The sequence below is a fragment of the Brevibacillus sp. NPDC058079 genome (assembly GCF_042885155.1).
In the GTDB taxonomy this organism is placed as follows: Bacteria; Bacillota; Bacilli; order Brevibacillales; family Brevibacillaceae; genus Brevibacillus.
Genome location: NZ_JBHVSO010000003.1, coordinates 94023 through 107163 on the forward strand (window position 1 = coordinate 94023; position 13141 = coordinate 107163).

Below are 13141 nucleotides of genomic sequence, written 5' to 3' on the forward strand. Positions count from 1 at the left end.
CAAGAGCTTGACTCCATTATTCTCTTGGGCTTGATTGCCCTGGACAACCATTGCGGTTACTTCGCGGACGGTGGATTTGGCTTCGGAACCCCACCAGTAAGGACACCTGGATTCAGTTCATTGTAAGCTTCGAGCAATCGACGCGAGATCGGACCAGTCGCATCAGAACTGGACGTACCGTCTCTCAAACTGTTCGGCGCAATGACGACGAAAACCAGTTGAGGATTTTCATAAGGCGCAAAGCCAACAACCAGTGCATTTTCTGCTGGCTGCGACGTTTGTGCCGTACCAGACTTGGCTGCAACAGTGAAAGGCAACCCATTGAATCGTTGAACGGTACCACCTGGCTGAGTAACCAACCGCATCCCTTCTCTTACCACCTGTATATGCTTCGGATCGATATCAACCCGGTTGAGCACTTGTGGTTCAATAACCGAGAGCGTTTGTCCTGGTTTCTTCGGATCGGTTGTTCCTTTACGTATTTCTTTTACAAGATGTGGGCGTACCCGATATCCTCCATTAGCAATGGTCGATACGTATTGCCCCAGCTGCATTGGCGTGAATAGATCGTATTGACCAATCATCACGTCCGCCAAGTTTCCGTAGTAAAGGTTCTGGTTTTCCCAACCGGTATGTTCATTCGGCAGATCCACTCCTGTTTTCACACCAAGACCAAACTGGGCATTGTAGTAATCATAGACAGAGAACTGCTTCTCCCAGCCTTCTTTCCCTTTTCGTGCTAATCGAATCGCCATTTCGTACATATACGTATTGTTCGACACCTGCAAGGCACGACGAGCGTTAACCGGTCCATGACCACTTGCCTTCCAGTTGCGTTTATACGTGTTACCAACATTCAAGCCGCCTCGGTCATAGATGACTTCGTTCGGTGTAGTCAGACCCTCCTGCAGCGCAATCATGACAGACAGTGGCTTGTAGGTAGAAGCAGGTGGATACGGCGTATAAATGAATCGGTTTGATTCGTTCGGCAAAATAAGCGAGGCGTAATTCTCGTTGAATTTCTTGCGGTCGTAATACAGATTCAAATTGTAATCTGGATAACTCGCCATCGCCAATATTTCGCCCGTATTCGGATTCATCACCAATACGTGTGCGTCCTTAAATTCTTTTGGCGTAGTCGGGCGCTTCTTGAATGATTCAAATTCTTCTTTCAAGATGGCCTCTACCTTGCTTTGATAACGCCAGTCCATAGACAAAACGAGATCGTTTCCTGGCTCAGGGGCTTGGCGCATCTTCTTCTCTACCGTCTCCGAATTTTTGTTCACGTGCACTTCCATAATCCCGTTTTTACCGCGCAAATAACGTTCATAGGAGCTCTCCAGACCAGTTACACCGACACGGTCGATAGCGTTGTAGCCTTGTGCCTGATATTCTTTCAAGCTCTCAGGACGAATCGCATTGATGTACCCGAGAAAGTGCGTACCAAATGCCGAACCATCCGGATCTTCGAAAATTTGGCGAACAGGCTCCAGCTCCACACTAATTCCCGGCAGTTCGGTGCGTCGTTCTTCGATTTGGAACATTTCCTGCTCCGTGATGTTGACCTTGACACGTCTAGGAATGTAGCTGGCCATCTGCGGTGAACGCATCTCCTGCAGCAAAGAAAGCTTGTGCCATTGAAATTGGCGTTGCTGCTCTGTCAACGGCAGTTTGATATCCATGTCGAACAACGAGGCATAGCGCAGCAAATCCATGTCGGACTTTTCTGCTAAGCCTTCGGGAGTTGGCAAAACTCCGATCTGATCCTTCACTTTTTTGGCGAGGTCATTACGATCTTCCTTGTCCAATTTGAGAGTGAGGGTCATATTGGCGTTTATCGCCATTTTTAACAGTTCGAAATCCGTAGTGTTCGCTTCCGTAATAGCGGGTGTACCCGGCTTGGCAGCATTCAGTTTCTTAATAAGGTCTACTCTCTCCTTGTCATCAAAAGGAGAACGAACGCGCATCCCGAGATACACAGCAGTTTTTACCAGCTCAAAGTCCGACATCTGATCGACGGTCTCTACTTTCGGAACAGCTTTTAACTTCGCCGCAACCTTTGCCTTGAGATCGTTTGTTTCTTGCGCATTGAAAGCAACAGGCAAAGTTGATCTCAGTTCAATCGTCTTCTTTAACAGTTCCTTATCCGTACCGATTTTGCCGCCATCGGGAATGAGGATTTTTGCCAGACGATCCGCGACTTTCTCTTCATCAATGTCCTGTCCTTGTTCTTCAACGTATTGAACCGTGTACACTGGCTTATTCGAAACGAGTACCTCGCCATTTTTATCCAAGATACGGCCACGAGGAGCGGAAATCGGCAGTTCACGAATACTGAACTTTTCCAATTCATGCTTGTACTGTTCGCCTTCCACCAGCTGCACAAAGGCTAGCCGTAAAATAATGGCAGCGAAGAACAAAAATACAATCACAAACAATAGATTGAGCCGAATAGGTATATCTGATTTCGGTTCTTTGACTTCTTCCACGAACTCTCCTCTCCTTTGCCCTTACTGCATGTGCATTTCCTTTTTCGCCAGAATCTTGTTGCATACATTCTTGATCGGAAAGTATACCAGTAAGCCAAAAGCGAGATTAAACAGCACACTAGGCAAAATTTGATGTGTCAAAATCCATTGAACATCGAAGGGGGCAGCGGAAAACAAGCGGAACAAGGAATACAAAAGCCACTCATGTCCGAACAAAATCAGGAAGCTGGTAATAAAAACCATCCCGAATCCTCTCTGGAACAAAAGAACGATCATCCCTGCAAAGTAGCTGGCCACCATCATGGACATGGTATAGATTCCAATTAGTTGCCCAAACAGGACATCTTGTAAAAATCCGAAGGCGATCCCGTAATACAAGCCCTCACGCCTGCCGAGATACATCGAAATAAAAACGCAGCAGACAAGCGCAAACCGGGGGACTATCATCCAAGACAGACCCCCAGCGCCAGGTGAAAATACTTGCATCACAGTTCCTTCCAAAACAAACATAACCACGACGCCCAACGTCAATAAAAATCGAGCCATTACTGACCACCCCCGCTAGCAGGTGGAGCCGGGGGCACAGTTGTCTGTGTTTGTGTCTGGCCAGTTGGCTGTTGCGGGATCAATTCACCATTGGGAGCGATTGTAAAATCTCGTTCCACAACCATGACTTCATTCAATTGTGAAAAATCAGCGCTTGGCTGGATGTAGGCCGTTTGAGTCAAGCCGTAATCATCTGGTTCTACGCGAACAATATAGCCGATCGGCAAATTAGGAGGTACAACTCCTCCCAAACCTGAAGAAATAACTTGCTGATCTTTTTTAATGGCCTGTCCCCAAGGGATTTTACGCATGACGAGCAATCTCTTTTGCGGGTCGTATTCCTCGATGACACCACTAATCTGACGGTATACAGGCTTGCCTTCGACCAGTTCCTGCGTCAAAATACCCGCAGAAATATGGTCCCGCCGTTCATAGCTTGTCAACAATTCAACTGTAGATGAAAAGTTGGCAACACTCTGTACGCGCCCAATCATTCCTTTGGCAGTGATGACCGCCATATCCTTTTTGATGCCACTTTTCAAACCTTGATCGATGGTAACAACGTTGTTCCATGTATCAGGGTTTCTCGCTACGACTTCCGCAAAGTGAAGCCTGTAAGATTTGAGTGAATCTTTTGCTCCCACCATTTCTCGAAGGCGCTCATTATCTGCCTTGAGTGTGTGTAATTCGGCACTGAGACGAGCATATTGATCCAAACTTGCCTTGAGTGCCTTGTTTTCTTCATATACGCCGTACGCTTCTTCAATTTCCTGAAAAAAGCCAGAAACAGCCTGGGCAGGGCGATAGAAAAAGCCCTGCACCACGCTGAAGGTATCTTTGAAGAACATTTCTGGCCAGGTCAGGCTAACCCGTTCACGAGAAGTGAAGCCCACGACGGAGATAAGCAGGACCAAGCCTACAAGTACAATGATAAGCCGCTTATTCCCGAAAAACGACATGCCCTACCCTCCGTTTATTTACCCCGTTTTAGTCGGGAAGAGGTGATGCCTTGCTTGGATTTGAACAGGTGAATGTTCTCCAATGCACGACCTGTTCCAATCGCTACGCAATCCAGTGCGTTTTCCGCGACATGCACGGGCATACCCGTTTCCTTACTTAACAGGCGATCCATGTTGCGCAAGAGCGCACCGCCACCTGTGAGTACAATCCCACGATCCATGATGTCCGCCGCGAGCTCAGGCGGGCTTTTTTCGAGTGTTACCTTCACCGATTCCACGATAGCAGAAATGGTTTCCGCCAATGCTTCTGCAATCTCTGTGCTGCTTACCGAGAGCGTTTTTGGCAATCCGGTTACAAGGTCACGACCGCGAATGTCAACGTTTTCGACCTCATCAGGAGCAATCGCAGAGCCGATCTCCAACTTCAATGTTTCTGATGTCCGTTCCCCGATCATCAAGTTGTAACGGCGCTTGATGTACTGAATGATCGCCTCGTCCATCTCATCCCCAGCCACACGAATGGAGCGGGATGTAACAATCCCCCCGAGAGAAATGATAGCGACCTCTGTCGTACCACCGCCAATGTCAACAACCATACTTCCAGTCGGTTCCCACACTGGCAGGTCTGCACCGATCGCTGCTGCAAACGGCTCTTCAATCGTATATGCTTCCTTCGCGCCAGCCTGCTTCGTAGCGTCCTCGACTGCACGCTTTTCCACCGCAGTAATTCCCGAAGGTACACAGACCATTACGTTTGGACGACGCGTAAACAGACCTTGATTTTTTTGTGCTTGATTGATGAAATAGCGCATCATTGTCGCAGTTGTATCAAAGTCAGCGATAACCCCGTCTTTCATTGGACGAACCGCTACGATATTACCTGGCGTACGACCGATCATACTTTTCGCTGCATTCCCTACTGCTTCAATGGAATTGTTATTCGTACGAATCGCTACAACAGAAGGTTCACGCACCACAATTCCTTTACCCTTCACAAAAACAAGTGTATTGGCAGTGCCGAGGTCAATCCCCAAGTCACGTGTAAATCCACCAAACATAAAAAAACTCCTTCCAAATATTAATCCAAATGACAAGCATAAGAGAACCTCTATCGAGGCCTCCCCTAGATAGAGCGACCGCGTTTTTGTGGAAGGTTTTCATGCGCACAAGAATTCATAGACGTATCGATGATAAATCTTGCACGTAAAAACATGTTACAAGTACCCTTGCTCTTTGAGACTAACGTACTTGCCTTCCCCGATAATAACATGATCCAACAATGAAATCCCTACCAGTTCACCAGCGTCACGCAATGTATGCGTAATCGCGATGTCTTCCCTGCTAGGTGTCGGATCACCGCTCGGATGGTTATGTAGGCATATCACCGATGCGCTGCTACGACGGATCGCTTCTTTAAAGACTTCTCTCGGGTGTACGATGGAAGCGTCCAGACTGCCTACAAAAATCGTCTGCTTGCCAATCACATGGTTCTTGGTATTCAGAAAGAGACAGACAAAATGTTCCTGTGTCAAATGAGCAAGCTCTGGCGACATCAAATCAGCTACGTCCCGTGGTAAACGGATAGAAGCCCTATACTCTCGAGGCACTCCCATCAATCTACGCCCAAGCTCAAACGCAGCATGCAATTCAATCGCTTTGACTGGACCAATTCCTTTTAGCTCTGTTAACTCAGCATGAGAGGCTTGGGCTAAACCACGCAGGTCTCCAAACCTGGCTAACAAGCGCTGAGCCAGCTGATGAGCCGTCTCTTGTTCCCTGCCTGTCCGCAGTAAAATGGCAAGAAGTTCAGTATCAGACAGATGGACCGCTCCTTCGCGAAGCAGTCGTTCACGTGGACGGTCATAGTAAGGGACGTTTTTTAACAGCATTTTGTTACAGGTATTTGTTGCCATTTTATATCCGCCTCCAGCCATATTCACATTATCGAAAACGGCTGACATGGAGATGTTCATGAGGCGTATGGCCGTCGCCGCTTGCTTCAAGCATGACAACTTTACAATATCGGCATCCCAAAACGTGTCAAAAGAGTAGACGTCAGGCCTAACGGAAGACCAACAACAGTGAAGTAGTCTCCAGTTATTCCTTCCACGAGCGTGGCTCCAATACCCTGAATGGCGTATGAGCCCGCTTTATCCATCGGCTCACCTGTCGCAATGTACGACTTGATTTCTTGCTCTGTTAAAGCTCGAATTCTTACGTGTGTTAGACTATGTGAGACTTCCGCACGGCCTGTCTCCACATCTATCAAGGCGACTCCACTATAAACGGTGTGCTCTTGCCCCTGAAGCATGGACAACATACGATATGCGTCCATTTCATCAACAGGCTTGCCCAGTATTTGGCCATCAAGAACGACTACCGTATCAGATCCTAAAACGACGCCTTCCGTCAAGCGAGAAGCCACTTCCTTGGCCTTGCGCAAAGACAATTCTTCTACTACTTCGCTCGCAGATAAATGCTCTGCTGTCGTCTCATCTACATCACTGGTGATAACGGTAAATGATAAGCCCAAAGCTTGCAGAAGCTCCCTTCGACGAGGCGAAGATGAAGCCAGAATGAGAGGAACATTTTTTTTCGTCATTTTTCAACCTACTTTATTCGTCGATGTATCCAAAATGCGAGGGCTAAGCCTCCGATACTGGCTAGATTTAGTTTTACCTGAAAGTTCAGTTCGTACTTCAAAATTTCTAAATCTGCCGCAGGCGACCAAGTAATCTCTTTACTCTTGGTCAAAAAAGGTAGCCAGGGACTTAAAATCTCCCCGATAATGCTGCCAAACAAAAGTCCACTCACCAACAGAAACACGAGAGTAAGCGTTTCTTTCCCCATTTTCCCAACTCCCTTTTTATAAGGGATTCTCTTTTTGCCAAACATAAGTTTAGCAAATGGGGAGAAGCGAAACAATCCCTGATTGCTCTTGGTAGTTACTGTATAGAAAGAAAAGGCCTCCTGCAAGAAAACCTTGCGGAAGACCATATAAACATGCACTTATGTGGATGAGCGTGCATTTTGAATCCAGCTCGAGTAGCTCTCGAAAAAGGCAAGGACACCCGCCTGTACTTGCCACGCATAGGATTCGGCGCTTTCCACCTTTTTTCCAGCGCTCGCTTCTGCCATTTTGTCCCTGGCCGCCAGCGCTTGATTCACCCCATTTACCATCCCATCTAGCAATGGCTTCCAGGCATCCTTGGCTTCCATTTTACGACTTTCCTCCAGAAATTGGCGGTGAATTTCTTTTAATTCTGCTGTTTCTTTTGCCGTTGGCGAAAGTTGACCCGTCGTAATAATCAGCCCTGATTGTGCTGAAAGTGTTTGGACGAGTTTGACTCCGTGGGTGAAAAAGGCACTCACGTTAGGGTCACCAGATGCGTTGGCGGCTTTTCCAACAGGGACAGACCCTTCAAAAGCCGGAAAGGAAAATTCTTTGACGTATATATCCATGCCTTTGTTTTTCAAGCTGGCGGCAAAGCCTAGCACAGCATCTCTTGTGGGAGCAGCAGCTGCGAACATATACTGCTTGCTTGCGTCCTTATAAAGCAGATGAGGAATCCCCGCTTTCTCCAGTGGTTCTACAGCTGTTTGCGGGGATGCATCCGGCTGGAATACTCCTGCCTGTGCAACGTACATGTTTACGGCTGGCAGTTGTAAAGCTATTGCTTTTTGACCCACTACGGTACCATTCGTCGGCGTCTCATGCGTTGGCTGGCTTTCATTTGGCAAAGCGGGACCTGCCACGCCATTTTTCCCAGCCGTTTGTTCAGTACCTGCACCCGGCGCTGTCAGTGTCTGAACCGTTTCACTCAGAATATTTCCGTACGACTCGGAAAACTCCTTTTGGGAAAAGACTGTCAAAACAAGAAATCCGAACAAAAGACCAATTGCTATAGCCCCACCCGTTGTTAATGTCGTGCGCCAAAAGGGCCCCTTTGGCCATAACGCTGCGAGCCGACTACCAGGACTACTCCTGTATCCCTTCTCTTCGGTATCCTCGAAAGAATAATCGGATTCAAAGGAGTCGTTTGTCGTCTGATCGAATTCAATGTTCGGCTTCGTTTCTTTCGCGACAGCTCCACGTAGCTGCATCATGCGTTCCCATGCTTCGTTGCCCTTCTCTTTAAACGGGTCAGTAAACGACAAGGGAGGCGCTTGAAAACGAACACGAGGCGTGTCATCCTTTGGAGTGCGCTTTCTACTTGCTTCCTTCGGGATGTCGTCCCGCTTTTCATCCCAGAACCTTCCGTTCATTTTGACCGTCACACGATTTTTATTTTGTCCGCTCATACGCTTGCCCTCCTAGCCACAGGCTCTTTGTACTAGCATACGTTTTGCTCGGACGGGTTATGACTTCTATCTAGTGATTCTATTAAATTTGTTTCTACTACTATTCCCCATGCCATTTCAAGAGGTTTCGCTCATATACAAAATGACGGCTAACCCAATCGTCACAAAAGGCGCAAACGGTACTTCGCATTTTATACTTACTTTTCGTATCAGCAACAAAGCGAGAGAGACGAGCATAGCTGCCAAGCTCGCAACCGTAAGAACGACTACAAAATCGTGAACCCCAAGTCCATAGCAGACTAAAGAGAACAACTTCACATCCCCCATCCCCAGCGCACGCGGCCTGTGCCAGCTGATCCATCCAAATACTAGTAAACAGATAATCGCAAAGATTCCAGCCATCAGCCATTCCCTCGGCGAAGAGAGAACATACTCCATAAAAGAAATCAGTACAAACCCTGCAACTAATGCAAGATTGGGTATTCGTCTATGACGAAAATCTACCCACGAGAGGTAAAGGCAGAGCCCGAATAATATCACAGCGTTTGCCATTTCTTCATCCCCCAAGTTGAAACTGTCCTTAAGATTACGCTTCTTTCCTGAGACAAAAAAACTGCCCAGAACGATTCTGGACAGCCTCTCGATTTATGAACATGGTTTACGGATTCCAAGTGAACAAAAGGCCAGCGTGGACGAGACCACCGCCAAACCCATACAACAAGATCGTATCCCCTGCCTTTACTTTGCCTTCCTTGATCCCCAAGGCGAGCGACAATGGAATGGTAGCCGCTGATGTGTTGCCATAGTGCGTCAGACTGTACAGTGTCTTTTCGAGTGGGAACTGGCTCTTCTCACAAATGGATTCGATCATGCGCAAATTGGCACTGTGCGGGATGAACCAGTCGACATCTTCGAGCGTTTTGCCCGCCCGGCTCACTACCTCCTGCATCCCCTTTGGAACAGTTGTTACTGCCCACTTGTACACTTCTCTCCCGTTTTGCACCATGCATCCATTCCCACTCAATTCTCGTCCGTCCATATGGGTAGACAAGCCCGATCGGTATACATGAATCCCTCCGTCCCCCTTTGAGCCTAAATAGGCGGACAAAAAACCAGGAGCCGTAGAGTCTTGCTCAACCAACACTGCACCCGCCCCGTCCCCGAACAGGATGCACGTCGTGCGATCCGTATAGTCGGTTACTTTTGTTAAGGTTTCTGCACCTACTACCAACACTTTGCGATGCAAACCAGAGCTGATGAGCGCATTTGCCATATGGAGCGCATACGTAAATCCTGCACAGGTGGCGGAGAGGTCCATGGCTCCTGCCTGCTGGACTTGAAAATGCGCCTGGATTTGGCTTGCTACACTTGGAAATGGATAGTCTGGCGTACTGGTCGCCACCAAAATCATATCGACATCGCGGATATCCTTCCCATAATTCGCGATCATATCGTGGATAGCAGCGATGGCCAGATCACTGGTAAATTCATCTTCTCTTGCCATACGGCGCTCATGAATACCTGTTCGTTGTAAAATCCACTCATTCGATGTCTCCACTAGTTTTTCCATATCTGTATTGGTAAGAACGCGACTCGGCACATACGTACCGATAGCGGTAATTCGTGACTTGAAGGGGCTTGCATTTGTCATCATCCGATCATCACCTTCCGTTTTTATGATCTGATTATAACACTAGATATTAGTATCTGGTACTATTTTTTAAAATCAATAATCTAATTCTGGTTTGAGTCAGCATAGTGGAGGAGAAGAAAAAGCACAGTTCTCTTCGACTCTGACACGCCAGCAGGGGGGATTCACTGACCGTCTCCACTACAAAAAGGGGACCGTCGAGCCAAAGCCACCCTACGGGCGGAAGTTTCTCAAGGGAGAAGTGTTCGACAAGCGTGGTCCCCTTTTTGTAGTTCCGACTGGGTAGGCGTTGTCAAGGTCTATGAGCCCTGTGCTTTTTCTTCTCACTAGCATTGTTGGTATATCGATACCTTACAAAACTTTCCGATAGTAAATAAAAAGACTTGAAACCCGTAGGTTTCAAGTCTTTTTACGTCTCTATCCGTTATTTTTCTAGCTTTTCAGCCAGCCAGTAAGCGGATTTCCAGATATCCCCTGCACCCATAGTCAACACGAGGTCGCCCTCTTGCAATCCTTTGAAGACATGCTCCTGCATTTGTTCCTTCGTCGGAATGTACTGCGCACGCGGGTGGCTGTTGGTGCGGATTTTTTGCACCAGCACCTCGGAGGTAACTCCTTCGATTTTTTCTTCGCCCGCTGGAGAGTAGATATCCGTGATAATCACTTCGTCTGCTTCTGCAAAGGCACGGCTGAATTCATCCATAAGGAAATACGTGCGTGTGTAGCGTTGTGGCTGAAACACAGCGATCACACGTCGGCCCGATGCCCTTGCCCCGCTTAGTGTGGCGATAATTTCCGTCGGATGATGCGCGTAGTCGTCTACGACCAGGACACCTCGTGCATCCCCGATAATTTGAAATCTGCGCTTGGCACCGCTAAAAGTAGACAGTGCCTGTGCAATTTTATCAAAGGAAAGGCCAATATCCAGGCAAACAATGATCGCAGCCAGTGCATTTGCAATATTATGCTTGCCTGGGACTACGAGACACAATTCACCCAACCGCTCATCCTTGTGATAAATCTGGCACGTGCTGCAACGATCTCCACATTCAATCAAAGTGGCAGAAAACTGTGCTTGTGCCACAAAGTTCGGATCGACTGCATACGTCACGACCGTTTTTTCGACGGACGGCATGACTTCACGCACATGTTGATCATCGATGCACAGGATCGCTTTTCCAGCCGGTTTTAGATGGCTCAAGAACTGGACGTACGCCTGTTTCAAATTGTTGAAGTCGCCATCGAAATGCTCCAGATGATCTGGTTCGATGCTCGTCACAATTTCATACATCGGTCTGTATTCCAAAAAGGAACCGTCGCTCTCGTCTGCCTCAGCAATGACATAATCACTGGTACCTGCCTTTGCGTTGGTACCAGCACTCATCAATTCACCGCCGATGATGAAAGTCGGGTCTACACCGCACTCTTCCAGCACGTGAGAGATCATCGATGTCGTGGTCGTCTTGCCGTGTGCTCCGGCTACTGCTACTCCTGTGCGTTCATTCAATATGCGAGCAAGCATTTGGGAACGGTGCATGACCGGAATTCCTAATGCTTGACCTGCGATCACCTCAGGATTGTCTTTGGAAATACTGGTGGAGTATACGATGCTGTCTGCTCCCTCCACGTGGGTAGCATTATGGCCAATATGAATGACCGCCCCTCTTGCTTCCAGCTTTTTCGCCAAATCATTCATGGCGACATCGGAGCCGGTTACCTTGTATCCAAGGTCGATCAAGACGCGGGCAATGGCACTCATGCCATAACCGCCGATGCCCACAAAGTGGACGTGTTGGGCCTGATCCACCCTATTCACCTGCCTCTTCTACTATAGTGGGAAAGAATGCGCGTACTTGGGCGATGAAGTAGAGCGAACCGCAGACGACCAACCAGTCATCCGCCTTCGCTGATTGCTTCTCCCGCATCCAAGAAAGGAGAAACGCCCGCCAGTCTGGGACTGCATCGAGAAACTCTTGCTCCCAGCCACCGGCTAAAAACGACTCTTGTAAGCTATTGGCTTCGGCTGCACGCGGGAAGTCAAAGGTTGTCACATGCAGCTTTTGGATTTTTGACTTTACTGGTACGAGCGACTCTGCCATTTTGGCAAGCGGCTTATCTGCCAATCCAGAAAAGAGCAAATGCAACTGTACTCCGTCCGGCAACAACCGATCCAGACTGCTTACAAGCGCCTCCATTCCTTCCTGATTGTGTGCCCCATCCAAGATAACCATTGGTCTTGGAGAGATGACTTCTAGACGACCAGGCCAACGCGTTTGTTGCAAACCGCGAAATATTTCTTCTTCCTCCAGCAAGAAAGAGAAGTAATTACGCAGGATATCGATGGTCATTAAAGCAACGGCTGCATTGGTTGTTTGGTGAATGCCATTCATGGTAAGACGGTAGGATGCTTCCGCACGACGGTGAATGCTTTTGTAACGAAACTGTTGGTCACCCAGCTGCTCCTCTACCTGCTCTGCCTGAAAATGTTCACCAATATGATATAGCGTACTCTTCGTTTGTCTTGTGCGCTCCTCAAAAATCGCGAGAAGTTCCGGCCTAACCTCACCTGTGACTACAGGAACACCCGACTTGATAATCCCCGCTTTTTCCTGGGCAATATCTTCCAAGCTTTCTCCCAACACTTGCGTATGGTCCATACCGATATTCGTGATGACCGAAACAAGCGGAAGGACGACGTTCGTCGAATCCAATCGCCCGCCAAGTCCTGTTTCCCATACGACTACCGCTGGTCTCGCCACTCTTGAAAAATAAAGAATGGCGATCAGCGTAATCACTTCAAATTCGGTAGGGGAACCGAACTCTGTTTCTTGTTCGCATCGTTGCACCCATACCTTGACTTCATTCACCAGCTGCAATAGATCTTCTTCCGTGATCATGCTGCCGTTGTAACGGATGCGCTCACGGAAGTCAACCAAATAGGGGGAGGTAAATGTACCTACACTATATCCGGCTTCCATCAGCATTTGCGTCAGGAATGCGCAGGTTGAACCTTTTCCATTGGTGCCAGCCACATGAATAAATGGGATTCTCCGCTCAGGATGTCCTACTTGCTCCAAAACCCACTGCATTCTCTCAAGCCCCGGCCGTTGACCGAACCTGAGCAGTCCATGCAGCCAGTCGAGCGCTTGCGTATATTCTACAAACCCTTCTTCTGCATGCATACCACAATGCTC

General features: G+C 48.1%; 12 protein-coding genes. All 12 read right to left on the bottom strand.

Features of this window, described 5'->3' with window-relative positions; translation table 11 throughout:
• Positions 1 to 56: 56 nt before the first annotated feature.
• The 12 genes from ACFVS2_RS10740 to ACFVS2_RS10795 all read right to left on the bottom strand — a co-directional run bounded on the left by ACFVS2_RS10740 (position 57) and on the right by ACFVS2_RS10795 (position 13129).
• Entirely contained in the window at positions 57 to 2489 is a 2433-nt protein-coding gene (locus ACFVS2_RS10740; protein ID WP_390233633.1) for a peptidoglycan D,D-transpeptidase FtsI family protein, read from the bottom strand.
• A 21-nt stretch (positions 2490 to 2510) separates the two neighbouring features.
• Positions 2511 to 3035, bottom strand: a complete 525-nt coding sequence (mreD, locus tag ACFVS2_RS10745; protein ID WP_173618935.1) for a rod shape-determining protein MreD — start codon at positions 3033 to 3035, stop codon at positions 2511 to 2513.
• On the bottom strand, positions 3035 to 3994 hold the full coding sequence (gene mreC, locus ACFVS2_RS10750; protein ID WP_390233635.1) for a rod shape-determining protein MreC: 960 nt from the start codon (positions 3992 to 3994) through the stop codon (positions 3035 to 3037). Before mreC ends, mreD begins: the two co-directional genes overlap by 1 nt.
• 14 nt (positions 3995 to 4008) lie before the next feature.
• Positions 4009 to 5052: a rod shape-determining protein gene (locus tag ACFVS2_RS10755; protein WP_012685552.1), complete on the bottom strand. Its 1044-nt coding sequence runs from the start codon at positions 5050 to 5052 to the stop codon at positions 4009 to 4011.
• A gap of 156 nt (positions 5053 to 5208) precedes the next feature.
• Positions 5209 to 5907: a RadC family protein gene (gene radC, locus ACFVS2_RS10760; protein WP_012685551.1), complete on the bottom strand. Its 699-nt coding sequence runs from the start codon at positions 5905 to 5907 to the stop codon at positions 5209 to 5211.
• Between the two features lie 101 nt (positions 5908 to 6008).
• Complete coding sequence (locus ACFVS2_RS10765; protein WP_173618937.1) at positions 6009 to 6596, bottom strand: Maf family protein; 588 nt, start codon at positions 6594 to 6596, stop codon at positions 6009 to 6011.
• 8 nt (positions 6597 to 6604) lie between these two features.
• Positions 6605 to 6844 (bottom strand): DUF4321 domain-containing protein, encoded by a 240-nt coding sequence (locus tag ACFVS2_RS10770; RefSeq protein WP_007726664.1) that lies wholly within the window; start codon positions 6842 to 6844, stop codon positions 6605 to 6607.
• Between the two features lie 159 nt (positions 6845 to 7003).
• Positions 7004 to 8296, bottom strand: a complete 1293-nt coding sequence (locus ACFVS2_RS10775; RefSeq protein ID WP_390233639.1) for a hypothetical protein — start codon at positions 8294 to 8296, stop codon at positions 7004 to 7006.
• A 117-nt stretch (positions 8297 to 8413) separates the two neighbouring features.
• The gene (locus tag ACFVS2_RS10780; protein ID WP_390233641.1) at positions 8414 to 8848 is read right to left on the bottom strand and encodes a prepilin peptidase; all 435 of its coding nucleotides are present in this window, start codon (positions 8846 to 8848) and stop codon (positions 8414 to 8416) included.
• A 106-nt stretch (positions 8849 to 8954) separates the two neighbouring features.
• A complete protein-coding gene (locus tag ACFVS2_RS10785; RefSeq protein WP_390233644.1) occupies positions 8955 to 9950 on the bottom strand; it encodes a ketoacyl-ACP synthase III in 996 nt (331 codons plus the stop codon).
• Between the two features lie 421 nt (positions 9951 to 10371).
• Positions 10372 to 11754, bottom strand: a complete 1383-nt coding sequence (gene murC / locus ACFVS2_RS10790) for a UDP-N-acetylmuramate--L-alanine ligase (protein ID WP_390233646.1) — start codon at positions 11752 to 11754, stop codon at positions 10372 to 10374.
• Position 11755: 1 nt separating this feature from the next.
• Positions 11756 to 13129, bottom strand: coding sequence for a bifunctional folylpolyglutamate synthase/dihydrofolate synthase (locus tag ACFVS2_RS10795; RefSeq protein ID WP_390233648.1), 1374 nt, complete (start codon positions 13127 to 13129; stop codon positions 11756 to 11758).
• Positions 13130 to 13141: the final 12 nt, after the last annotated feature.